The following is a 22,717-nucleotide window of genomic DNA, read 5'->3' as shown; positions in this document are numbered from 1 at the left end:
AATTGATCCTTCATGCCGCTGGCCGCGACATGATTTAGCCGCAGGCACCACATCGGGTGCCGCGGCCTGTTCTGAGGAGTACGCATGGCTGTCTACAACTACGACGTAGTGGTGCTGGGTTCAGGCCCCGCTGGAGAAGGTGCGGCGATGAACGCCGCGAAAGCAGGGCGCAAAGTAGCGATGGTCGATAGCCGTCGCCAGGTCGGCGGTAACTGCACCCACCTGGGCACCATCCCGTCCAAGGCCTTGCGTCACTCGGTCCGGCAGATCATGCAGTTCAACACCAACCCGATGTTCCGGGCCATTGGCGAGCCGCGCTGGTTCTCCTTCCCTGATGTGTTGAAAAGCGCCGAGAAGGTCATCTCCAAGCAGGTGGCCTCGCGCACCGGCTACTACGCGCGTAACCGGGTCGACGTGTTCTTCGGCACAGGCAGCTTCGCCGACGAGCAGACCGTCGAAGTGGTCTGCGCCAACGGCGTGGTCGAGAAGCTGGTGGCTAAGCACATCATCATCGCCACCGGTTCGCGTCCCTATCGTCCGGCCGATATCGATTTCCACCACCCGCGTATCTACGATAGCGACACCATCCTCAGCCTCGGCCACACCCCGCGCAAACTCATCGTTTACGGCGCCGGGGTAATTGGTTGTGAATACGCCTCGATCTTCAGTGGCCTGGGTGTGCTGGTCGAGCTGGTGGACAACCGCGGCCAGTTGCTGAGCTTCCTGGATTCCGAAATCTCCCAGGCGCTGAGCTACCACTTCAGCAACAACAACATCACCGTGCGCCACAACGAGGAATACGACCGTGTCGAAGGCCTCGACAATGGCGTGATCCTGCACCTCAAGTCCGGCAAGAAGATCAAGGCCGACGCCTTGCTCTGGTGCAATGGCCGGACCGGCAACACCGACAAGCTGGGCATGGAAAACATCGGGGTCAAGGTCAACAGCCGTGGCCAGATCGAGGTGGATGAGAACTACCGCACCTGCGTGCCGAACATCTACGGTGCCGGTGACGTGATCGGCTGGCCGAGCCTGGCCAGTGCCGCCCATGACCAGGGGCGCTCGGCCGCCGGCAGCATCGTCGACAACGGCAGCTGGCGCTTCGTCAACGATGTACCGACCGGGATCTACACCATTCCGGAGATCAGTTCGATCGGCAAGAACGAGCAGGAACTGACCCAGGCCAAGGTGCCGTACGAAGTGGGCAAGGCGTTCTTCAAGAGCATGGCGCGCGCGCAGATCGCCGGTGAGCCGCAAGGCATGCTGAAGATCCTGTTCCACCGCGAAACCCTGGAAGTCCTGGGCGTGCACTGCTTCGGTTATCAGGCGTCGGAGATCGTGCACATCGGCCAGGCGATCATGAACCAGCCGGGTGAACTCAATACCCTGAAGTACTTCGTCAACACCACGTTCAACTACCCGACCATGGCCGAAGCCTATCGGGTAGCCGCTTACGACGGCCTCAACCGGCTTTTTTGAGCGACTCCGGCCGGTGGCCTGAGCCGGCCGGGGAGATCGATTTCAGTAATTCTCGAGAGTGGCGCTGGCCAAACCGGGAAAGTCTGTAATCAGGCTGTCTACGCCGAAGTCGGCGAGCCTGCGCATCAGCGCAGGCTCGTTGACTGTCCACACCGACACATGCAAGCCCTGGCGCTGTGCCCGTTGCAGCCGCTCCGGGGTGCAGAGCGTCCAGTTCAACGCCAGAATCTCGCAGCCATAGTTTTGCGCGACCTTCAACGGGTCGAGCCAGGCGTATTCGGCGACCAGTCCACGCGACAGATCCGGCGTCAGTTCGATAGCGGCCTTGAGCACTTCTCGTGAGCTGGAGGTCACGGTGACCTTGTCCAGCAGGCCGAAACGCTGCGCCATCTCGCGAATCGCCAACACTGTGGTGGCGGCGCGGGTGCGCGAGGCACTCTTGACCTCCAGCTGCCAATGCTCGAAGTCGCACTTTTCAAACAGTTCTTCCAGGCGCGGGATCGGGCAGGGCTTGACCCAGCCCGGGCCGCTCTTGCGGGCGTCGTAGGTCATCAGCTCCGCGGCGGTGTGTTCGACCACCTTGCCGCGGCGGTCGGTGGTGCGCTTGAGGGTTGGGTCGTGGATCACCATCAGCTCGCCGTCCATGGACAGGTGCAGGTCCAGTTCGCAACGGCGCACGCCATGCTTGAGGCATTCCTGGAAGCTGGTCAGGGTGTTTTCCGGTGCTTCGCCTTTAGCGCCGCGGTGGCCATAAATCAGGGTCACGATTGCTCCTTCACGGAAGTTTTTCCATCAAATGGTCAGTGCTGCGCGGTGGGGCCACAGGTCAATCGGCGGCCGGGTCGTTCTGCTCTCGGGCCTGGCGACGTTCCTGGGCCTGCTTTTGCAGGATATAGCGAGCCAGCAGCTGGCGTTGCGCGTCGGTCAACGATTCGAATTCGGTGCCGATTTCGAATGTGCCGAAACTGAGGGTTTCGCAGTGGGTGACCTTGGCCCGCAACAGCAGGCCCAGCGCCTGGGGCATCAGCAGCAGCTTGACGGCCAAATGAGTGCCGGCAGGATAGGACAGGTGATGTTCGAACTCGATGCCGCCCTCGGAAAGAACCACCCGCTGCGGCTCGCCGAACTTGCCGAGCACGGTCTGCGCCACTACCTGGCTGAGTAGGTCGATGCGCTTGTTCATGCTCTTGAGGTAGTTGGCCAGGGTCCGGTCGCGCTCGCTGACCTGGCGCAGCAGGTGCTGCGATTCGAATTCGCTCAGATGCAGCTCGCTGAGCAGGTTGAACAGCGGCGACGCATCCTGCAACACTTCCTTGCTCGCCGCTTCGTGGGCGGACAAGGGGCTAATTTCCAGTGCGATCGTGTCCTCGATACGGTAGTATTCGCGGCGATCTTCTTCATCTAATGTCGACATGGCGAACCCATGGTAGCGGCGGTGGTCTGAGTGTAAAGCTGCTTATCAGGACCCGCCACAAGGACGTCTTCTTTTCCTCCGAACAAGCCCCGACATGTTCAGACCTCTCTTCGTATTTATTGGCACGCGTTATACCCGTGCAAAGCGTCGCAATCATTTCGTGTCATTCATTTCCCTGACCTCGATGATCGGACTCGCCCTCGGCGTGGTCGTGATGATTGTCGTGTTGTCGGTGATGAATGGCTTCGACCATGAGATGCGCACCCGCGTGCTGGGCATGGTGCCCCACGCGACCATCGAGTCCGGTGAGCCGATCAGCGACTGGCAAGGCCTGGCCGACAAGGTCAAGCAGAACCCCAAGGTGCTGGCGGTTGCGCCATTCACCCAGATGCAAGGGTTGCTGACCAATAACGGCCAGGTGCAGAAAGTCCTGCTCAACGCTATCGATCCGACCAAGGAACGCCAGGTTTCGATCATCGATAACTTCATGAAGCAGGGCAAGCTGGACGACCTGGCTCCCGGCAGCTTCGGCATCGTGATCGGCGACAAGGCCGCGACCAAGCTGGGTGTTGGCCTGGGCGACAAGCTGACCTTCGTCGCCCCTGAGGTCACGGTGACCCCGGCGGGGATGTTCCCGCGCATGAAGCGCTTTACCGTGGTCGGCATTTTCCATGTCGGCGCCGGCGAGCTGGACGGCTATCTGGGCCTGACCAACCTCGACGACCTGGGCCGCCTGCACCGCTGGAAGCCGGACCAGGTGCAGGGCCTGCGCCTGAAGTTCGACGACCTGTTCCAGGCGCCACGCACCGCCTGGGAAATCGCCCAGCAACTGGGTGAAAACCAGTATTACGCCCGCGACTGGACCCGTACCCACGGCAACCTGTACCAGGCCATCCGCATGGAAAAAGCCATGATCGGCCTGTTGCTGCTGCTGATCGTCGCCGTGGCAGCCTTCAATATCATTTCCACCCTGGTGATGGTGGTGAACGACAAGAAGGGCGATATCGCGATCCTGCGCACCTTGGGGGCGACGCCGGCCACCATCATGGCGACCTTCATGGTCCAGGGCACGGTGATCGGTGTGATCGGTACCTTGATCGGTGCGGTGGTCGGGATGTTCGCGGCGCTGAACGTCAGCGCGGCGATCTCTGCCCTCGAAGGCCTGATCGGGCACAAATTCCTCAATGCCGACGTGTACTTCATCGACTACCTGCCATCGCAACTGATGGCTGAGGATGTGTTGATGGTCTGCGGTGCGGCACTGGTCCTGAGTTTCCTCGCCACCCTGTATCCAGCCTGGCGTGCCGCGCGCACCCAGCCGGCGGAGGCGCTACGTTATGAGTGAGTTGGGCATGAGTGAAAAAGCAATTCTGAGCTGCCGCGACCTGGGCAAGTCCTACGAGGAAGGTCCGGAATCGGTGGTGGTGTTGTCCGGCCTGCAACTGGAGTTGCATCCCGGCGAGCGCGTGGCGATTGTCGGTACCTCGGGTTCGGGCAAAAGTACCTTGCTCAACCTGCTGGGCGGCCTCGATACGCCTACCAAAGGCAGCGTCTGGCTCGACGGTGAAGAGCTTTCGGCATTAAGCGAGAAAGGCCGCGGCCTGTTGCGCAACCGCTCCCTCGGTTTCGTTTACCAGTTCCACCACTTGCTGCCGGAATTCACCGCGCTGGAAAACGTCTGCATGCCGCTGCTGATCGGCAAGACCGCGATCCCGGAAGCCCGTCAACGAGCCACCGCCTTGCTCGAACGGGTGGGCCTGGCCCATCGCCTGGAGCACAAGCCGGCCGAGCTGTCCGGTGGTGAACGCCAGCGCGTGGCCATCGCTCGCGCCCTGGTCAACAAGCCGGGACTGGTGATGCTCGACGAGCCGACCGGCAACCTCGACTCCCACACCGCGCAAGGCATCCAGGATTTGATGCTGGAACTCAGCACCTCGATGCGTACCGCGTTCCTGGTGGTGACCCACGATATGAACCTGGCTCGCCAGATGGATCGCGTCCTGCACTTGCAGGAAGGTTTCCTGACGCCGATCTGATTGGCCGCTGCCCGGCGCCTGCTTCAGGCGCCGGGTCTTTAATTTCCATACGGTGCCCCAGCGAATGTTCAGACCGTTATCGATCTTTATCGGCACGCGCTATACCCGCGCCAAGCGCCGCAATCGCTTTGTTTCCTTCATCTCCATGACCTCGATGATTGGCCTCGCCCTGGGCGTGCTGGCGATGATCGTGGTGTTGTCGGTGATGAACGGGTTCCAGCGCGAAATGAGCTCGCGCATCCTCGGCATGGTGCCCCACGCCACCATCGTCGGCGTCAAGCCGATCGACGATTGGCGGCCGGTTGCCGCCGTGGCGATGAAAAATCCCGAGGTGACGGCGGCAGTGCCCTTCACCGAAATGGAAGGCATGCTCTCCTACAAGGGTTCGATGCAGCCGATCCAGATCAGCGGCATCGACCCGGCCCAGGAAGGCAAGGTGTCCATCGTTGCCAAGCACATCGTCCAGGGTCGCCTGGACGCCTTGAAGCCGGGCGAGTTCGGGGTGGTGATCGGTGAGATCACGGCGCGGCGCTTCCGCCTGAACGTTGGCGACAAGCTGACCCTGATCGTGCCGGAAATCAGTTCCGCACCGGGCGGCATCACCCCGCGCATGCAACGCTTGAACGTGGTCGGCGTGTTCAAGGTCGGCGCCGAGCTCGACGGCTCCATGGGCCTGATCCACGTGGCCGATGCCGCCGAAATGCAGCACTGGCAGTCAAATCAGGTGCAGAGCGTGCGCCTGGCGGTGAAGGACCTGTATGCCGCGCCCAAGGTTTCCAGCGATATCGCGGCCGGCCTCGGTGCCAGCTTCAAGGCCGATGACTGGACCCACACCCAGGGCAGCCTGTTCAGCGCAATGAAGATGGAAAAGACCATGATCGGCCTGTTGTTGCTGATGATCGTGGCCGTGGCCGCGTTCAACATCATCGCCACGCTGATCATGGTGGTGAACGACAAGGGCGCGGATATCGCGATCCTGCGTACCATTGGCGCCACGCCACGGCAGATCATGGCGATCTTTATGGTCCAGGGCACGGTGATCGGTATCGTCGGCACCTTGATCGGTGGCGTGCTGGGCGTGATCGCCGCGCTGAATGTCAGCGCGCTGGTGGGTTGGCTGGAGCGAATCAGTGGCCAGCACATCTTCAGTTCCGACGTGTATTTCGTCAGCAACCTGCCGTCCGAGTTGCAAGGCGCTGACGTGGCCCTGATCTGCACCGCGGGTTTTGTCCTGAGCTTCCTGGCAACCCTGTATCCAGCCTGGCGCGCGGCGAAGGTCGAGCCGGCGACGGCATTGCGTTACTCGTAATCGCACCATCGCGAGCAAGCTCGCTCCTACGGGGGAGCTTGCTCGCCAACCCTGCGCTACTCCTGCCTTGGCAACTCAATCACAAAACTCGTCCGGCCCTGCGCCGATTCGCAATGAATCTGCCCGCCATGGGCGCGGATGATTGACTGAGTAATGGCCAGCCCCAGGCCCGCATGTTCACTGCTGCCTTCGCGGCGTGCTGGATCGGCGCGGTAGAACCGATCGAACAGCCGTGGCAAGCGTTCAGGCGGGATGCCTTCGCCGGTGTTTTCCACCCGCAGGTAGGAAGCCTTGGCGGTCTCGCCGATCCGTACTCGCACTTCGCCGCCTGCCGGGGTAAAGCGCAGGGCGTTGTCCAGCAAGTTGGAGAGGGCGCGCCGCAGCATGTTGCGATCGCCCTGGATTTGCGCGCTGCCTTCGCGCCCCAGGGCGATGCCGGCGTCTTCGGCCAGCGGCGTATAGAACTCCAACAACATGTCGGTTTCGTCGCCCAGCTCCAGGGTTTCGCGTTTCGGCGTCAGCAGGCCGTGGTCGGCCTTGGCCAGGTAAAGCATGTCGTTGACCAGCTGGGCCATCCATTGCAGCTCTTCGAGGTTGCTGTGCAGGGCTTCACGATAATCCTCCAGCACTCGTGGGCGGGTCAGGGTGACCTGAGTGTGGGTCAGCAGGTTCGACAGCGGGGTGCGCAGCTCATGGGCGATGTCCGCCGAGAACGCGGAAAGGCGCTGGAAGGAGTCGTCCAGGCGCCCGAGCATGGCATTGAAGGCATGAGCCAGTTCGGCCAGTTCGCCAGGCATCTGCTGCTCCGGCAGGCGCTGGGTCAGCGAACTGGCGGAAACGCTCGCGGCCACCTCGCTCATCCGGCGTAGCGGCCGCAAGCCGCTGCGCGCGGCCCAGGCCCCGAGCAGCGCAGTGGCCAGGGCCGAGAGGCCGACGGTCAGCCAGATCAGGTGCTGCATGCGTTGCAGGAAGTGCTGGTGGTGGGTGATGTCGAGCATCAGGGTCAGTTGCGGTGAACTCGCCTGGCCAGGCTCCAGCGCCGCGTTATAGACGCGGTAGGCGGTGCCGTCATGTTGCAGGCTGTGCAATCCTGCTGGCTGGGCGGGAAGAGCTGGCAGCGTTTCGGCGCTGTCGAACCAGACGGCGCCATCGGCGCCCGCGACCCGCAGCGCCAGGTCCGGTTGATGGCTGAGCTCGTCTTGCAACTGCGCCTTGCGTTCGGCAAAGCGTTGCGCGGTGTCGGCGCCCTGTAGCGCACTGCGCATGGCGATCAGCTTGCCTTCCAGCAGTTGCTGGTCGAGTTCGATGAAGTGCGCCTCGCTGGCGCGACTGAACAGCACCCCCGCGAGCAACGAAACCACTGCGGTGCAGCCGGCGAACAACAAGGCCAGGCGGCTGCTCAGGGACAAGCGGCGCATCAGGCCGGGCGCTCTTCGAGCACGTAGCCCATGCCGCGCACGGTGTGGATCAGCTTGTTCGGATAGTCGTCATCGATCTTCAGGCGCAAACGGCGGATCGCCACTTCGATGACGTTGGTGTCGCTGTCGAAGTTCATGTCCCAGACTTGGGAGGCGATCAGCGATTTGGGCAGCACTTCGCCCTGGCGTCGCAGGAGCATTTCCAGCAACGAGAATTCCTTGGCTGTCAGGTCGATGCGTTGACCGCCGCGCTCGACCCGCCGGCGAATGAGGTCCAGGCGCAGGTCCGCCAGTTGCAGGCTGGTTTCCTGTTGCGCGCTGCTGCCGCGGCGCAGCAGGCTGCGAACCCGGGCCAGCAGTTCGGAAAAAGCGAAAGGCTTGACCAGGTAATCGTCGGCGCCCAGCTCCAGGCCGTGAACCCGGTCTTCCACCGCATCGCGCGCGGTCAGGAACAACACCGGGATTTCCAGACCGGCGCCGCGCACGGCTTGCAGGATCTGCCAGCCATCGCGCCCGGGCAGCATCACGTCGAGAATCAGCAGGGCATAGTCGCCCGTTAGCGCCAGGTGTTGGCCGGTGGTGCCATCGGCCGCCAGCTCGGCATTGAAGCCGGCCTCGCTCAGGCCCTGGCGCAGGTATTGGCCGGTTTTCGGTTGGTCTTCGACGATCAGCAGTTTCATGGGCGACTCATGGCAAATGGAACGCGGGCTTTATACCTTGGGTGACGACCGCAGGGCACAAGCTGACAAAGTTGTAATCTAGCAGTCAGCTGGCTGGCAGCGGTGCGGCCTTAGTGTTTCGCACAGGCTGAACCTCATTTTTAGGGAGTGTGAATATGTTTTTGCCCAAGGGTGTTACTCGTTCATGGACGCTGGCTGCGTGCCTGTTGGCATTCAATGTACCGGCCTGGGCATCGCCGGCGCATACCTACGATTTCGGCCAGGCGGCCTCGGCGGCCAAGGCCACGCGTACGGTGGAGGTGGTCATGAACGACATGTCCTACACCCCCAAGAGCCTGGACATCAAGGCTGGCGAGACCGTGCGTTTCGTCTTGATCAACAAGGGCCAGTTGCTGCATGAGCTCAATCTCGGCACCGCGACCATGCATGCCGAGCACCAGCAGGAAATGCTGAAGATGCAGCAGAGCGGAATGCTCACCCCCACCGCTATCAAAGCCATGCCCGCCGGCGCCATGGATCATGCTGCCATGGGCCATGGCGCGATGTCCGGCATGAAGCATGACGACCCGAACAGCGTGTTGGTGGAACCGGGCAAGACCGCCGAATTGACCTGGACCTTCAGCAAGGCCGGCAGCCTGGAGTTCGCCTGCAACATTCCGGGGCACTATCAGGCGGGTATGGTCGGCAAGCTGACGGTCAGCCAGTAAGCGCCTGGGGCTCAAAGGCGGAGGCAAAGACTGATAGAATCGCCTGATTCTTCAGTCAGGTTTCCGCCATGCATCCCGCAGCCGAACATTCGCCGCTGGGCAAATCCAGTGAATACGTATCCACCTACACGCCGTCCTTGCTGTTCCCGATCCCGCGTGCGGCAAAGTGGGCCGAGCTAGGCCTGAGCGCCGACACCCTGCCTTATAAGGGCGTGGACTTCTGGAACTGCTTCGAACTGTCCTGGCTGTTGCCTTCCGGCAAGCCGGTGGTGGCTATCGCCGAGTTCAGCATTCCGGCGGACTCGCCGAACATCATCGAGTCGAAGTCATTCAAGCTGTATCTCAATTCGCTGAACCAGACCCCTTTCGCCGATCGCCAGAGCCTGGAAGAGACCTTGCGCACCGACCTCTCCGCGGCTGCCGGCAAGCCGGTGGGCGTGCGCATCCGCAGCCTGGGCGAAGTGGAGGCGGAAGGTGTGGTGGCCTTGCCGGGTGCCTGCATCGATGAGCTGGATATCAGCGTCAGCAGCTATGAGCATCCCCGTCCGGAACTGCTGCAGTGCGACAGGTCGCGGATCGTCGAGGAGAGCGTGCATAGCCATCTGCTCAAATCCAATTGCCCGGTCACCAGCCAGCCGGATTGGGGCAGCGTAGTGGTGGAATATCGCGGCCCGGCGCTGGATCACGCCAGTTTGCTGGCCTATCTGGTGAGTTTCCGTCAGCACTCGGATTTTCATGAGCAATGCGTGGAGCGAATTTTCCTCGACCTGCAGCGTCTGCTGCTGCCCGAGAAGCTGACGGTGTATGCGCGTTATGTGCGTCGCGGCGGCCTGGACATCAACCCGTACCGCAGCACCGAAACCGCGAGTTTCGCCAACTTCCGGCTGGTTCGCCAGTAATGAAAAGCCCCGCTCGATAGCGGGGCTTTTTTGTCTGTAAGGGGTTAAATCCCCATGTTGCCTAGGGTTTGCACGATGTTGCGCAACGTGCCGGCAATGGCGGGGTGTTCAAGCTCGAAGCGTTCGACGGCGAGGTTGACCCCGTCGGCCAGGCTGGTGTCCTGGGTGGCGTTTTCCAGCTTCAGCTCGAGCTCGATCTGTTGCATCAATTCCTGCAGATTGGCGCGTTCTGCTTCCGAAAGCGGTGGGTTCTGCTCCAATTGCTCGCGCAGGGTATTGAGCTGTTCTTGCAGTTCGCGGGCAGGCATGGCGTTCTCCCTTCATTAAATAGGCACAGCCATGGACCGCGCCGGTTCGCTAAAGGTCCATGTCTGAACCTTAGCGTAATCCACTCGCGGGCAATGTGCATGATCTTGATCAAGTCAGGGTTTTTCACCCTTCAGGCGGCGCTGGCCGATGTCGGCCAGGCAGGTCGGCAGTTCGCCCAGATGATCGATCACCGAATGCACGCCGAGGCTGAACAGGTGCAGGGTGGCCTTGCCGCGCTTGAGGTCGCGTTCCTGCGGGGTCAATGCCTGCCATTCCGCCGGACTCATGCCGCACAGCGAGCCACACGAAGCCAGGCCGATGGTCCACAGCCCGGCGTTGAGGCCCGATTGCAGCAGGCGCGGTTCGCCGCTGACCAGCACACAGCCATCAAGCCGGCCGACATTCAAGGCCATCAAGGCTTGCCAGCAGGCGTCGGGAGCGGGCCAGCGCGCGCCCGTATTGGGGGAGGGGGCGACCCAGCCCGGTAGCGAGCTCGCCAGGCGTTGGCTGAGGTTGGCGGGGAGCTCGTCGAGCCAGGCACAGGGCACGCCTTGATGTTGCAGGCTGTGCAAAATATCGAGGGCGCCATGAGTGGCGTGGGCCTGGTCCTGGACGGAAAGATCGGCGCTGTGCAAGCGCATCCGGGCACCGAAATCCACCAAACATCCGCTGAGGCCAAAGAGCACGGCGGTCAAGGTGGGGGCGGATACAGGCAAGGCTTCGGCGTGAGGCATCGTGACGTCCTTGAAATACCTTGCAAGAGTATCGACGGCAGATGACCGTTGGGTGACATCCAGTAACCGGCTTATGCAGCCGAGGAAGCGGCAGAGCCAGCGCTATGCCGGTACTGCATAAATGGATGCATCCGACTTATACTAGCCCGCTTACCGCCAGGCCATAGCGCCCGCGACAGTACAAATCCAAGGAGTTTCTGTTATGCGCTGGAGCAATCGTCTCGCTCAGCTTATGTGTGCCGGCATGCTGCTGGTGCCTGTTTTCGCTCATGCAGCCGAAGACGATCCGTGGGAAAGCTTCAACCGTCCAATTTTCACCTTCAACGACACCATCGACACCTATGCGCTGAAACCGCTGGCGCAAGGTTATCAGGCGGTTACGCCACAGTTTCTCGAAGACGGCATCCACAATTTCTTCCGCAACATCGGTGATGTTGGCAACCTGGCCAACGATATCCTGCAGGCCAAGCCGCATGCCGCCGCCGTCGACACCGCGCGGTTGTTGATGAACACCACCATCGGCGTGGCGGGTTTCTTCGATGTGAGCACCAAGATGGGCTTGCAGCGTAACGATGAAGATTTCGGTCAGACGCTCGGCTACTGGGGTATCGGCAGTGGTCCTTACGTAATGCTGCCATTCTTGGGCCCAAGCACCCTGCGTGACGCGCCGGCCAAGTATGTGGACAGCTTCACCGACCCTTACCGTTATGTGAACGACGTGCCGGTACGTAACAGTGTGTTTGCCCTGGAGGTCGTCGATACCCGCGCCAGCTTGCTGTCGAGCGAGAAGCTGATCAGTGGCGACAAATACACCTTCATTCGCAATGCCTATTTGCAGAACCGCGAATTCAAGGTCAAGGACGGTCAGGTCGAAGACGACTTTTAAGCATCGACCCGAACATTAAAAAGGCGGCCCCAGAGGCCGCCTTTTTTATGGCTTTCGACATCAATTCATCTTCAGGATTGTAAGGCCAAGTTTCTGGCCGTTGCCTTCCGACTCGGTGACCCACACCACTTCGGTGTCCGCTTCCAATCCCCTGAGGGCAGCGTGCTCGGAATCGATACGCACGCTGAGCTGGTCGCCGACCTTGAATGAGCGCGGGGCCCGGACCTGCATGCCACTGCTGGAAAGGTCGATGCAGACGGCTGGAATCACCTGCCCCTGGTGGATCAGCGTGACTTCTGCATCCACCCGCATGCGGATGTAATCGCGCTTTTCACTGTAGTCACGATCGTTTGGGCTCATAGGCTTCATCCTGCGTTTGAGTTGCGGATTTGCCCGTTCTTATAACTCCCGGTGATTTGAGGTGTAAAGACGTCCAGCGACCATCGGCATGAGCTTGAAACGCCCCGCGGATGGGAGTACCGTCTGCGCCTTAGAAGGGCACCTCTGATGTTCGAGCGTGCAGGGCTGCGGGCCCTGGCTCCATTTCCAGAGTGGCTAGAAAGCGAATCCAGTAGTGTGTGTCCAGGCCCCGTGCCCAGCCACCTACGCCAACCTAATTCTGGCGCCGTTTGCCCACATGCCAAAAACCAGTGCCACGCTGCTGATAATCGATGACGACGAAGTAGTGCGCGCGAGCCTCGCGGCCTATTTGGAAGACAGTGGCTTCAGCGTCCTGCAGGCCAGTAACGGTCAGCAGGGACTTCAGGTGTTCGAGCAGGAAAAGCCCGACTTGGTGATCTGCGATCTGCGCATGCCGCAGATGGGTGGCCTCGAACTTATCCGCCAGGTAACCGATATCGAACCGCAAACCCCGGTTATCGTGGTTTCTGGCGCCGGGGTGATGAACGACGCTGTCGAGGCTCTGCGCCTGGGCGCGGCCGACTACCTGATCAAGCCGCTGGAAGACCTCGCGGTGCTTGAGCACTCGGTGCGCCGGGCCCTGGACCGCGCGCGACTGTTGCTGGAAAACCAGCGCTACCGGGAGAAGCTGGAGGCCGCCAACCGCGAGCTCGAAGCCAGCTTGAGTTTGCTGCAGGAAGATCAGAACGCCGGGCGCCAGGTGCAGATGAACATGCTGCCGGTGAGTCCTTGGGCCATCGATGAGTTCAAGTTCGCGCATCAGATCATCCCGTCGTTGTACCTTTCCGGCGATTTCGTCGATTACTTTCGCGTTGACGAGCGCCGCGTAGCCTTTTACCTGGCGGATGTTTCCGGGCATGGCGCGTCATCGGCCTTTGTCACGGTGTTGCTCAAGTTCATGACTACGCGCTTGCTGTTCGAATCCAAGCGCAATGGCACGTTGCCGGAGTTCAAGCCGTCGGAAGTCCTTGGCCATATCAACCGTGGCCTGATCAGCTGTAAGCTGGGCAAACACGTGACTATGGTCGGTGGCGTCATCGACGAGGAGACAGGCTTGTTGACCTATAGCATTGGCGGGCACCTGCCATTGCCTGTGTTGTACACGCCAGACAGTGTGCGTTACCTGGAAGGGCGAGGTCTGCCGGTGGGCTTGTTCAACGAAGCCACCTACGAAGACCACATCCTGGAATTGCCTCCGACCTTCAGTTTGACGCTGATGTCTGATGGCATTCTGGACCTTTTGCCGGAACCCACACTCAAAGAAAAAGAGGCCGCCTTACCTGAGCGGGTGAGAACGGCAGCCGGCAGCCTGGATGGTCTGCGGCAGGTTTTTGGATTGGCCACGCTAGGGGAGATGCCGGATGATATCGCCCTGTTGGTGTTGAGCAGGAATCTTTAATGAGTACCGGTAGAATCCAGTTCGCCGAGCAGGATGGCACCTTCGTCCTGAAGTTTATCGGCGAAGTGCGCCTGACCCTGTGTTCGGCGCTGGATGCGACTATTGAGCGGATCTTCACGGCGCTGAACTTCTCGGCGATCGTGATCGACCTGACCGAAACCCGCAGCATCGACAGCACCACCCTGGGCTTGCTGGCCAAGCTGTCGATCCTGTCGCGGCAGAAGGTTGGCCTGTTGCCGACCGTCGTCACCACCCACGAAGACATCACGCGGTTGCTGCAGTCCATGGGCTTTGATCAGGTGTTCAACATCGTTGACCGTCCGGTCCCGTGCCCGGAGTGCCTGACCGACCTGCCATCCCAGGACCAGTCGGAAGAAGTGGTGCGGCTCAAGGTGCTGGAAGCGCACAAGATTCTCATGGGCTTGAACGATTCCAACCGCGAGGCTTTCCATGACCTGGTGAATGCCTTGGAACGCAACTGATCCGATAAAAGCACCAGCGAATAAAAAAGGGCGGACCCGCGAGGGTTCGCCCTTTTTGCGTTGATGCTCGCTAAGTCAGAGCTTGGCGGCCAGCAGTGCTTCGAGTTTTTCCTGGTCGCGGGCGAACTGGCGGATGCCTTCGGCCAGTTTTTCGGTGGCCATGGCGTCTTCGTTGGAGGCCCAGCGGAACTGTGCTTCGTTCAGGCTCTGGCGGGCTTCGCCGGCGTGGCCCGGCGCCAGTTTGCGCTCCAGCTTGCCGGTGTCGGCGGCCAGCTTCTCGATCAGGTCCGGGCTGATGGTCAGGCGGTCGCAGCCGGCCAGTTGTTCGATCTGGTTCAGGTTGCGGAAGCTGGCGCCCATGACCACGGTCTTGTAGTCATTGGCCTTGTAGTAGTTGTAGATGCGGGTCACCGACTGCACGCCTGGATCGTCGGCGCCGGTGTAATCGTTGCCGTTGGCCTTCTTGTACCAGTCGTAGATACGGCCCACGAACGGCGAGATCAGGAACACGCCGGCCTCGGCGCAGGCGATCGCCTGGGCGAAGGAGAACAGCAGGGTCAGGTTGGTCTGGATACCTTCGCGTTCCAGTTGCTCGGCGGCGCGGATGCCTTCCCAGGTGGAGGCAATCTTGATCAGGACACGATCGCGGCCGATGCCGGCTTTGTCGTACAGCTCGATCAGGCGATGGGCGCGCTTGAGCATCGCGTCGGTGTCGAACGACAGGCGTGCATCCACTTCGGTGGAAATGCGGCCCGGGATCACCTTCAGGATTTCCTTGCCCACCGCGACGCCAAAACGGTCGCTGGCCAGGCCGACATCGCCCTTGACGTCACTGACGCAGGCATTCAGCAGTTCGGCGTAACCCGGAATGGCCGCGGCCTTGAGCAGCAGGGAAGGGTTGGTGGTGGCGTCTACCGGCTTGACCCGGGCGATAGCGTCGAAGTCGCCGGTATCGGCAACCACGGTGGTGAATTGCTTGAGTTGTTCCAGCTTGGAAGTCATGGGAGTGCTCTGTCCTGTGGGTTTGTTGACATTACCCGAGCGTCGAGAGCCGCTCAAGGGCGTGAAGAAGTAAGCGGATGCCTAAACCGGCCCCAAGGGCAACAACCTGAAAACCGGTGTTTGAATGCTGGGGCGCTATCCGTTTACTACGATGCCAAAACACCCGTCAGGTTCAACCTGCGCGACCGTTAGCGGCCTTCGAGCAACTGCCCCGCCTGGTCCAGTAACGCCAACGGATCCTTGGCCTTGTGGATGTCCACCGAGAGCAGCTGGCGGAACTTGCGCGCTCCTGGAAAACCGGTGCCCAGCCCCAATACATGGCGAGTGATGTGATGCATGGCGCCGCCCGTGGCCAGGTGCCTGGCGATATAAGGCCGCAACTGCGCCAACGCCTCGGCCCGGGAAATTACCGGTGCCGTGCTGCCGAACAATTGCTGGTCCACCTCGGCCAGCAGATACGGGTTGTGATAGGCCTCGCGACCCAGCATCACCCCATCGAAGGTCTGCAAATGCTCATGGCAGGCGTCCAGCGTCTTGATGCCGCCATTGAGGATGATTTCCAGCTCGGGGAAGTCCGCTTTCAAGCGTGCCGCCACGTCATAGCGCAGGGGAGGAATGTCGCGGTTCTCCTTCGGCGACAGCCCCTCGAGAATCGCGATCCGCGCATGCACGGTAAAACTGTTGCACCCGGCCTCGCGCACCTGGCCGACGAAATCGCACAGCTCTTCATAGCTGTCGCGGCCATTGATGCCGATCCGATGCTTGACCGTCACCGGGATGCTCACCGCATCGCGCATCGCCTTCACGCAATCGGCTACCAAGCCCGGATGCCCCATCAGGCACGCGCCAATCATATTGTTCTGCACTCGATCGCTCGGGCAGCCAACGTTGAGGTTCACCTCGTCGTAACCATGCTCCTGCGCCATCCGCGCACAAGCCGCCAGATCCGCCGGCGTACTGCCACCCAATTGCAACGCCAGGGGATGCTCGGATTCGTCGTGACGCAGAAAACGCTCATGATCGCCATTGAGCAACGCACCGGTGGTGACCATCTCGGTGTAGAGCAGGGCGTGCTTGGACAGCAGTCGCAGGAAGAAGCGGCAGTGCCTATCCGTCCAATCCATCATGGGCGCAACACTAAACCGCCGGGACAGCGTAGAGATTGAATTTACTGGGCTAGTATGGGGGGTTGGTACCATTTCTCTCACGGTTATAGCGTTTTTTGTTTTCAGGTGTTAATCGATGTCGCTGGCACAACGTACCGAACCACTTTCGGAATTGTACCAGTCAACTATGGCAATGATCAGAGCACGAAAGCGCAACGATGGCTCGGTTAGATACCCGGCACAAATACGTCTATTTTCGCGAAGGTGTGCAAGTCTACCAAGAGAGCCAGACCTTCGCCCGGAAACCGGCAGCACATTGAGGTGGCGATGTGAAGCAGAGCTTGGTCAGTTAGATGTGATCGAGCGAGCGAACTGAGCGGGTGTCATCATCAACTGCAATGACGGCGATTTACCAGACGGCCTGCCGCCATTGCACAGCCTTCACCGATCGAAGGCTGGGGTTCGTTTGGAAATGTCCGGGCGAACAGTCTATTTGTCGGACGAATGATCAATGCTTAGGGCTTCAAAGTCTGCCTCGATGGCGCCGCATCCCCTCTTGACACTATTGGCTACTGTACCAATGGGAGTCTGTCACTGAGCAACAGCTTTTGCGCATTATACCTAACGCTCGTCGTCAGAATGGTTTGGTGGGGGCAGAATGCCCGCGTGGATTAGAATGGGTTCAAGAAGATCACATGCACGTTGGCCTGAGCAGCCGGGGCAGCTGTAGGCGTAGGCGAAAGCAGTGCCAAAGAAATCTCATCAACGAAGTAAAAAGAACGGTCGGAGTACAGACTACCCAGAAGTCCTGCCAAGGCTCTCGCTTTGTGCTCAAAGCGCAGCGGGTATAATAATTGTCTATATATACGGTTTTAATGCCTGCACTCATCCCTTGGGTGGGTGGCAAACCCTGCCTGGCCGACCGTCTCATTCTGCTCGTCCCCCCTTCTTAGTGAGTGTTTGCGTCGAAGTTTGCCGGCTGTGCTGAGCTCTATTTCATGCGGCCCAGGCCGGGTTGCGCCCGTAGAGGTCCTCAACGGCATCAACGGCAACCTAGTGTCGTGCAGCCCCCCGGGGAAGAGTTCGTGACCCAGTTCAAATGGGCGTCCAGATCGTGCTAGGAGAAGGTGACCTGCCCCGCCCCGAAACCCTCACCGACCTCAGCAGTCACCTGGTGCTTCTACCAGCAGCACCATATCTTTGCCGACAAGGTTACCGGGCAGAGGTTCGGTGTTGTCTCTGTCGGTCTAGCGATCAATATGCTGCGGATTGAGGAAATCTCTCGGCCACCTGGATGGCGGCATCTGTCCGGCACCTACGTCGAAATCTGTCCTGGCTTGAATGCTACGACCGTACTCATACTTTCCATTGCATGGACCCGTCTTACTGGTAAGTCATCGACTATGGCGTAGCTTCCCGTTTGAGAGTTACGAGCGAATGCTCGGCTTCGTGCATCGTTGCAAAGCCAAGGTGGTGATCAGCATCAACGATCCCCCGGACATTCGGAAATGTCTTTGAAGGCATTCACTTTGAAGCGCCACATATCTGTTATTGCAATACGAACCAGCGGTAGGGGAGATCGAGATGAGTGGAGAGTTGGTGAACATACTAATTTTTCAGCAGCTCACTATCACATGCATAGTCACTTGCCTACCCCTGATGTCCTGCTTTTCAGGAGGTTCGTTCGTGCGCTATAGTGCCTATATTACAGGAGCTTAATAGATGGTTCAGCGATTTTTCCATAAAAATCTTTTTGTTAGAAATGTCATTATATTAATGACGGGTACAGGTATTGCTCAAGCTATTCCGATAGCAATAAGCCCTATTTTGTCGCGACTATATACACCAGAAGATTTTGGTGTATTTGCTTTGTATATGGCGGTTGCCTCAATTTTTGCTGTTCTAGTTACCGGTCGATATGAGTTGGCTATTATACTTCCTGAGAAGGATAGTGATGCTATCAATGTTGTTGCTTTATCTATCGTGCTAAGCTTAATTGTTAGTGGTGTCCTACTATTGTTTGTCTGTGTTTTTAATGAGCAGATCGTGACTTTATTAAAGAGTCCTAGTATTTCAGGCTGGCTTTACTTTATTCCAGTTTCTACGTTATTTATGGGGGTTTATCAGAGCCTGAATTGTTGGAATAATCGAAAAGGGTACTATAAGCGTATGGCGTTTAGCCGAATGGTACAAAGTGCCGGAGGCGCCTCGGGGCAACTCGGAGCGGGCTATTCCGGTATGGGTGGTGCCGGCATGGTTGCGGGCCAGCTTGGGGGATTGATTATCTCAACAGGCCTCTTGGGGAGGCTTGTCTATCGTGAAGATAAGGGGGAGCTTGAAAAAATTAGTCGAAGCCGAATCGCTGCCATAGGTAGAAGGTACTCGGTTTTTCCAAAGTATTTGATACTTGGTCAATTGGCTAATGTGGCTTCAGGGCAGATGCCTTTGCTCTTGTTAAGTATGTTTTTTGGTCCTGCTATAGCAGGCTTTTACTCATTAACGGAAAAAACTCTTTCGGCTCCAATATCACTTGTTGGTGGTGCGGTTGGAGATGTTTTTAGAAGCGAAGCAGCGCTTGCTTATAAAGAAAATGGTGATTGTCGCGAGCTTTTTCTAAAAACGCTTTCCAAACTGGCTCTCTTTGCCACCGTTCCAGTTCTCCCCGTACTATTTTTTGGCCCTTGGTTGTTTTCTTTTGTTTTTGGAGAGCAGTGGAGGACGTCGGGAGAAATTGCATCTATAGTTTCCATAATGGTTTTTTTTCAAGCATTATCTTCCCCGCTTAGTCAAACGGTTTTGCTGGCCGGTATGCAATCCATTGATCTTGCTTGGCAAGTGTTGAGGCTTTTTCTTTCGATAGGATCTTTTTTTCTCGGTTATATTGTTTTTAATGATTATAAATTGGCCATTATTTTTCATGTCTTTTCGTTCTCGCTGTTATATGTAGCGCACTCTGTTTTACAATATAAAGCTGCTAAAGGTCTCGGTAAAAGCGTATGACAAAAATTTCAGAAAAAGAACTCTTTGAAGAATTTTCGAGGATGGGTGTTTGTTCTGGTGATACCATCCTTCTGAGAGCCAGCTTAGGTGCTGTCGGGCGAATCACGGGGGGGGCGGATGTATTTATAGACGCGCTCTTAAATGCTGTAGGTCCCGAGGGTACTATTGTTTCACTGGCTTTTACAGATGGGGTCTTTATTAGGAAGCCCAAAGTTGAAGATGCTTTTGATCTGCAAAAAAAGAGTTATGCTGGTGCGCTACCCAATGCAATGATAAAACGTGCTGATGCTTTTCGGAGTCGTCATCCAATGTGTTCCTATGTTGCAATTGGTAAGCTTGCAGAGCATATAACCAATGGTCATGATGAAAAGTCACCCGCATACGAGCCGATTAGAAAAATAATTGATGCTCATGGTAAGTGCATGCTGGTCGGATGTGTTGGTAGTAGCCCAGGATTTACAACGACGCATTTGGCAGAGGCTGATCTTGGACTTTTATCACTTGCTGTTTTTCCAAGGCTCGTATCAACCTATTATAAGGACGCGAGTAATGAGGTGAAATTGTTCAGGCGTCCAGATTCTGGGCTCTGTTCAAATTCATTTTATAAGTTTTATTCACTATATGTCAAAAATCAAATTCTCACGACCGGATTTATTGGTAATGCATACTCAATTATTGCGCCAGCAAAAGAGTGTTATGAAATCGATTATGCTGCGCTTAAGCAAGATCGCAAAATGAATATTTGTGGGTCGAGTGATTGTTATACTTGTAATGTTGGTCGTTGGGATCGAATTTATAGAGCTCCAGGCTATTTTTTTAAACTTATTGTCCGAAAACTACGGGCGAAATTATTTTAATTTCTTATGGGTATTGGTTTTTTGGTCAAGGTGCAGGCCGCCATGTTCGAGTGACGGTGACAGAGCATTGAGTGTCTCCAACTGGCCAAGAGCACCGTGCTGAAATTCAGCTTAAACATCATAACTCATGCCAAAACGCATGGTGTTGTAGAACAGGATCGCGATCTTTCGGGTGGTAGCCGTAACGGCCTTGGCTTTACCGATTCGAGCTGAGAGCCGCCGCTAAAGCGCCCCCAATGCCGTGTTCGTTCTTCCGACCGTCACCGCAGCTAACCGTAGGTGGGCGGTCACTCGATTTTTGGTCTTGCGGGTATGGGCCGAAAGTATCTTGCCGCCACTGATATGACAGCCGGGCGCGAGTGTGAGCCACGAAGTGAAATGATGGCAGGTACGCCATCGGCTCAGATCCGTGCCGCACTCGGCGACCAGCCGAAGAGCCAAGTAGGGGCCGATGCTGTGGATCTGGGTCAGATCGACGCCGACCAGTTGATAGAGTATGGTCCGGACATCGAAGTTGAGCGCGTTGGGTTGCCGGGGTGTGATGCCGTGGTTTTGGTAGTGGCTCAGTCGGTGAGGTCTTTTCTTGCGAGAGTTTGATCAGCGTCTGTGCAATCTGCTGATCGCAAAGCACTAGCTGCGCCTGATAAGCGTCATACATGGACAGCAGAGTAAAAACGTGCTCCGGCTGATAGTTACCGACCAGAGAGGCTTGAATAACATCGATGCCTGCTTTGCAACGGGCGTCACTTATTGCAGCCAACACCGAGGGTCTTCGCACGCCCGCCACGATGGCACGGATTATTCGCATACCGGTTACCCTGGTGATATCCGTCACTACATGGTGCAGTTGCAGATTCATATGCGTCAGCGCTTTTTGCATGTGCTGGATATGTGCTGCGGCATAGTCGAGATGACGCTCCCGCAGCCTCATATAGCTGCGCAAAGCCGAGATCTCTCGATCGGGGTGAAAGCTGGCTCGAAGTAATCCGTAGGCATGGAGTCGTTGTATCCACTGTGCGTCATTCACGTCGGTTTTGCGGCCTGGTACTGCACGGGCTTCTCGGGCGTTGGCCATGAAGGCCATGTCCTTCCAACATTTCGTAAACCGGAATCCAGTAAACGCCTGTCGACTCCATCGTAATGGTGGTTATTCCGAGACTGACCAGCCAGTTGGCTATGCGCTCGAGATCGGCGGTGAAGGCCTTGAAGGCTTGAACGGCCTCTTTGGCGAGGTCTATGGGAACGGCAACAACATGAAAGCGCGAGCCAATATCGATGCCTGCCGCACGGTCATGGATAACGGGTAGTCCGTGTCGTTTTGAATCATGCCTGTTTATGAACAGCTCCAGTCAAGGGATGAGCTGGACGGAGACTCGGATCAACTCACCTTCCTAAACGGGGTCACGAAGTGCGCCACCACTAACAGGTCCGCAGCTTCCTCTGGAGCAAGTTTTTTGACGGGGACTCAGCCTCCAAAAAAGCCAGCGACCACTGTCCAGAGGGATCAGTGTAGTCCGTAGTGTTTCTAGTCCAATGGGCCGCGGAGCGCCGGGGAGGCAGTTTTTTAAGATTTCGGCCTCAGTTTCAAGGTGTTTGATCTTGGCTCGAAGCACCTGCAGCTCCTTCTGCTCCGGGGTGATCGCCTTGGTACCTGCCGCAGCCTGGCCTTGACGCTCTTTGCGTACCTGATCGATCCAGCGGCGCAGGGTTGTAGGCCCCACATCCATCGATGCGCAGACATCGGGAACCGAACAATTGTTGTCAAGCACCATGCTGGCAGCACGCAGCTTGAACTTGCGGGTGTAGGTCTTAGGTTCTTCATGGAACCTCCTGAATGGGCGAATCATATCGCCCTAAAGAGGTGTCCGGGATCATTAGGCCAGTTCAGAGCCGAATTTCATTTGCATTTGAATCATCACAGCCTATCCGCCAACTTCCACGCCCGCTGCACCGCTTCCTGCCGCGCTTTCTGATCCACCTCATACCCCAGGATGGTCTTTTCCACGATCAGCGCATGCACATCCTTGACTCCAACAAACTGCAACCAGGCCTCGACGTAGGGCTTCTGGAAATCAAAGCGCTCCGCAGGCGTGTCGGATTGCGCGGAGAAATCGAGGCCGCGGGCGTAGGCGACGACCGCGGTTTTGTTGTGCAGCAGGCCGCGCAGGCCGTGTTCGGCGGTGAAGCTGAAGAGGATGTCTTTCTGCGTGACCAGGTCGATGAAGTGCTTGAGCTTGTAGGGAATGCTGTAGTTCCACAGAGGCACGGAAAGTACCAGCAAGTCAGCATGGTGAAGATGGGCAGCCAGGTTTTCGAGGGTGTTCCAGGCTGCTTGCTGATCGGGGGACAGGGCCATGCCTTGCAAGCCAGCGTATTTGGCGTGCATGGCGTGCTGGTCGAATTCCGGCAGGTCCAGGCTCCACAGGTCCAGGGTGCTGACTTCCGTATGTGGATGGTGGGTCTGGTAACGGTCGATAAAGCCTCGGGCGACTTGTTGCGAGGCGGAGCGCTCTTTGCGCGGGGAGCATTGGATATGCAGCAGGCGGGTCATGGCGGCTTCTCGGGTGGAGGAATACCGGC

General features: G+C 58.1%; 24 protein-coding genes and 2 pseudogenes. 14 read left to right on the top strand and 12 right to left on the bottom strand.

The features are described from left to right. Positions 1-84 precede the first annotated feature (84 nt). Positions 85-1,479, top strand: a complete 1,395-nt coding sequence (gene sthA / locus BLV20_RS15525; protein WP_092302875.1) for a Si-specific NAD(P)(+) transhydrogenase — start codon at positions 85-87, stop codon at positions 1,477-1,479. A gap of 42 nt (positions 1,480-1,521) precedes the next feature. On the opposite strand, the gene BLV20_RS15520 is transcribed toward sthA, so the two are convergent. Continuing rightward, complete coding sequence (locus BLV20_RS15520) at positions 1,522-2,244, bottom strand: glycerophosphodiester phosphodiesterase (RefSeq protein WP_092302873.1); 723 nt, start codon at positions 2,242-2,244, stop codon at positions 1,522-1,524. Positions 2,245-2,305: 61 nt separating this feature from the next. Continuing rightward, positions 2,306-2,893 carry a PilZ domain-containing protein gene (locus BLV20_RS15515; protein WP_092302871.1) on the bottom strand — a complete coding sequence of 196 codons (588 nt, stop codon included), beginning with the start codon at positions 2,891-2,893 and terminating at the stop codon, positions 2,306-2,308. A 94-nt stretch (positions 2,894-2,987) separates the two neighbouring features. Between BLV20_RS15515 and BLV20_RS15510 the strand changes: the two genes are divergently transcribed. The 3 genes from BLV20_RS15510 to BLV20_RS15500 all read left to right on the top strand — a co-directional run bounded on the left by BLV20_RS15510 (position 2,988) and on the right by BLV20_RS15500 (position 6,238). Then, on the top strand, positions 2,988-4,238 hold the full coding sequence (locus BLV20_RS15510) for a lipoprotein-releasing ABC transporter permease subunit (RefSeq protein WP_092302869.1): 1,251 nt from the start codon (positions 2,988-2,990) through the stop codon (positions 4,236-4,238). Between the two features lie 7 nt (positions 4,239-4,245). Beyond that, on the top strand, positions 4,246-4,929 hold the full coding sequence (lolD, locus tag BLV20_RS15505) for a lipoprotein-releasing ABC transporter ATP-binding protein LolD (protein ID WP_164485326.1): 684 nt from the start codon (positions 4,246-4,248) through the stop codon (positions 4,927-4,929). A gap of 64 nt (positions 4,930-4,993) precedes the next feature. Beyond that, complete coding sequence (locus BLV20_RS15500) at positions 4,994-6,238, top strand: lipoprotein-releasing ABC transporter permease subunit (RefSeq protein ID WP_092302867.1); 1,245 nt, start codon at positions 4,994-4,996, stop codon at positions 6,236-6,238. 56 nt (positions 6,239-6,294) lie between these two features. On the opposite strand, the gene BLV20_RS15495 is transcribed toward BLV20_RS15500, so the two are convergent. Both BLV20_RS15495 and BLV20_RS15490 read right to left on the bottom strand, forming a co-directional pair. After that, on the bottom strand, positions 6,295-7,656 hold the full coding sequence (locus BLV20_RS15495; protein ID WP_092302865.1) for a heavy metal sensor histidine kinase: 1,362 nt from the start codon (positions 7,654-7,656) through the stop codon (positions 6,295-6,297). Continuing rightward, positions 7,656-8,336: a heavy metal response regulator transcription factor gene (locus tag BLV20_RS15490; protein WP_092302863.1), complete on the bottom strand. Its 681-nt coding sequence runs from the start codon at positions 8,334-8,336 to the stop codon at positions 7,656-7,658. Before BLV20_RS15490 ends, BLV20_RS15495 begins: the two co-directional genes overlap by 1 nt. Positions 8,337-8,491: 155 nt before the next feature. On the opposite strand from BLV20_RS15490, the gene BLV20_RS15485 reads away from it, so the two are divergent. Continuing rightward, positions 8,492-9,043 (top strand): copper-resistant cuproprotein CopI, encoded by a 552-nt coding sequence (locus tag BLV20_RS15485; protein WP_092302861.1) that lies wholly within the window; start codon positions 8,492-8,494, stop codon positions 9,041-9,043. Between the two features lie 68 nt (positions 9,044-9,111). Beyond that, positions 9,112-9,942 carry an NADPH-dependent 7-cyano-7-deazaguanine reductase QueF gene (gene queF / locus BLV20_RS15480; protein ID WP_092302858.1) on the top strand — a complete coding sequence of 277 codons (831 nt, stop codon included), beginning with the start codon at positions 9,112-9,114 and terminating at the stop codon, positions 9,940-9,942. A gap of 44 nt (positions 9,943-9,986) precedes the next feature. On the opposite strand, the gene BLV20_RS15475 is transcribed toward queF, so the two are convergent. Both BLV20_RS15475 and BLV20_RS15470 read right to left on the bottom strand, forming a co-directional pair. Further along, a complete protein-coding gene (locus BLV20_RS15475) occupies positions 9,987-10,250 on the bottom strand; it encodes a DUF4404 family protein (RefSeq protein WP_007926964.1) in 264 nt (87 codons plus the stop codon). A 114-nt stretch (positions 10,251-10,364) separates the two neighbouring features. Beyond that, positions 10,365-10,985 carry an HAD superfamily inactivated hydrolase PcrP gene (locus BLV20_RS15470; RefSeq protein WP_092302856.1) on the bottom strand — a complete coding sequence of 207 codons (621 nt, stop codon included), beginning with the start codon at positions 10,983-10,985 and terminating at the stop codon, positions 10,365-10,367. Between the two features lie 202 nt (positions 10,986-11,187). Here BLV20_RS15470 and BLV20_RS15465 point away from each other — a divergent pair, with 202 nt between their 5' ends. Then, entirely contained in the window at positions 11,188-11,871 is a 684-nt protein-coding gene (locus BLV20_RS15465) for an MlaA family lipoprotein (protein ID WP_092302854.1), read from the top strand. Positions 11,872-11,931: 60 nt separating this feature from the next. Here BLV20_RS15465 and BLV20_RS15460 read toward each other — a convergent pair whose 3' ends face one another. Next, positions 11,932-12,231, bottom strand: a complete 300-nt coding sequence (locus BLV20_RS15460) for a PilZ domain-containing protein (protein ID WP_092302852.1) — start codon at positions 12,229-12,231, stop codon at positions 11,932-11,934. A gap of 277 nt (positions 12,232-12,508) precedes the next feature. Here BLV20_RS15460 and rssB point away from each other — a divergent pair, with 277 nt between their 5' ends. Further along, entirely contained in the window at positions 12,509-13,690 is a 1,182-nt protein-coding gene (gene rssB / locus BLV20_RS15455; protein ID WP_092302850.1) for a two-component system response regulator RssB, read from the top strand. Next, positions 13,690-14,172, top strand: a complete 483-nt coding sequence (rssC, locus tag BLV20_RS15450) for an anti-sigma factor antagonist RssC (RefSeq protein ID WP_092302848.1) — start codon at positions 13,690-13,692, stop codon at positions 14,170-14,172. The genes rssB and rssC overlap by 1 nt, the downstream gene beginning before the upstream one ends. Before the next feature lie 75 nt (positions 14,173-14,247). Here rssC and tal read toward each other — a convergent pair whose 3' ends face one another. Together tal and dusA are read right to left on the bottom strand one after the other, a co-directional pair. Then, positions 14,248-15,174, bottom strand: a complete 927-nt coding sequence (gene tal, locus BLV20_RS15445) for a transaldolase (RefSeq protein ID WP_092302846.1) — start codon at positions 15,172-15,174, stop codon at positions 14,248-14,250. 188 nt (positions 15,175-15,362) lie between these two features. Then, positions 15,363-16,373 (bottom strand): tRNA dihydrouridine(20/20a) synthase DusA, encoded by a 1,011-nt coding sequence (dusA, locus tag BLV20_RS15440; RefSeq protein ID WP_092302844.1) that lies wholly within the window; start codon positions 16,371-16,373, stop codon positions 15,363-15,365. Between the two features lie 94 nt (positions 16,374-16,467). On the opposite strand from dusA, the pseudogene BLV20_RS32065 reads away from it, so the two are divergent. The 4 genes and pseudogenes from BLV20_RS32065 to BLV20_RS15420 form a co-directional block, all read left to right on the top strand. Then, positions 16,468-16,653 (top strand): annotated as a pseudogene (locus BLV20_RS32065) (site-specific integrase); the annotation flags it as partial. A gap of 502 nt (positions 16,654-17,155) precedes the next feature. Beyond that, positions 17,156-17,882 (top strand): annotated as a pseudogene (locus tag BLV20_RS31755) (DNA adenine methylase); the annotation flags it as partial. Positions 17,883-18,002: 120 nt separating this feature from the next. After that, a complete protein-coding gene (locus BLV20_RS15425) occupies positions 18,003-19,280 on the top strand; it encodes a lipopolysaccharide biosynthesis protein (protein ID WP_092302842.1) in 1,278 nt (425 codons plus the stop codon). Then, positions 19,277-20,137 carry an AAC(3) family N-acetyltransferase gene (locus BLV20_RS15420; protein ID WP_092302840.1) on the top strand — a complete coding sequence of 287 codons (861 nt, stop codon included), beginning with the start codon at positions 19,277-19,279 and terminating at the stop codon, positions 20,135-20,137. Before BLV20_RS15425 ends, BLV20_RS15420 begins: the two co-directional genes overlap by 4 nt. A gap of 222 nt (positions 20,138-20,359) precedes the next feature. Here BLV20_RS15420 and BLV20_RS31750 read toward each other — a convergent pair whose 3' ends face one another. After that, positions 20,360-20,578: a transposase gene (locus BLV20_RS31750; RefSeq protein ID WP_256577802.1), complete on the bottom strand. Its 219-nt coding sequence runs from the start codon at positions 20,576-20,578 to the stop codon at positions 20,360-20,362. 632 nt (positions 20,579-21,210) lie between these two features. Between BLV20_RS31750 and BLV20_RS31745 the strand changes: the two genes are divergently transcribed. After that, positions 21,211-21,444 (top strand): hypothetical protein, encoded by a 234-nt coding sequence (locus BLV20_RS31745; protein ID WP_256577801.1) that lies wholly within the window; start codon positions 21,211-21,213, stop codon positions 21,442-21,444. Positions 21,445-21,528: 84 nt separating this feature from the next. Here the strand turns inward: BLV20_RS31745 and BLV20_RS15410 are convergent, their stop codons facing one another. Beyond that, complete coding sequence (locus BLV20_RS15410; RefSeq protein ID WP_092302838.1) at positions 21,529-21,984, bottom strand: transposase; 456 nt, start codon at positions 21,982-21,984, stop codon at positions 21,529-21,531. Positions 21,985-22,052: 68 nt separating this feature from the next. Then, a complete protein-coding gene (locus BLV20_RS15405) occupies positions 22,053-22,688 on the bottom strand; it encodes an FMN-dependent NADH-azoreductase (RefSeq protein ID WP_092302836.1) in 636 nt (211 codons plus the stop codon). Positions 22,689-22,717 lie beyond the last annotated feature (29 nt).

It is taken from the genome of Pseudomonas sp. NFIX28 (genome assembly GCF_900107395.1).
Lineage (GTDB): Bacteria > Pseudomonadota > Gammaproteobacteria > Pseudomonadales > Pseudomonadaceae > Aquipseudomonas.
The sequence above is the reverse complement of the archived record's forward strand: the minus strand, read 5'-3'. Positions and strand labels throughout refer to the sequence as shown.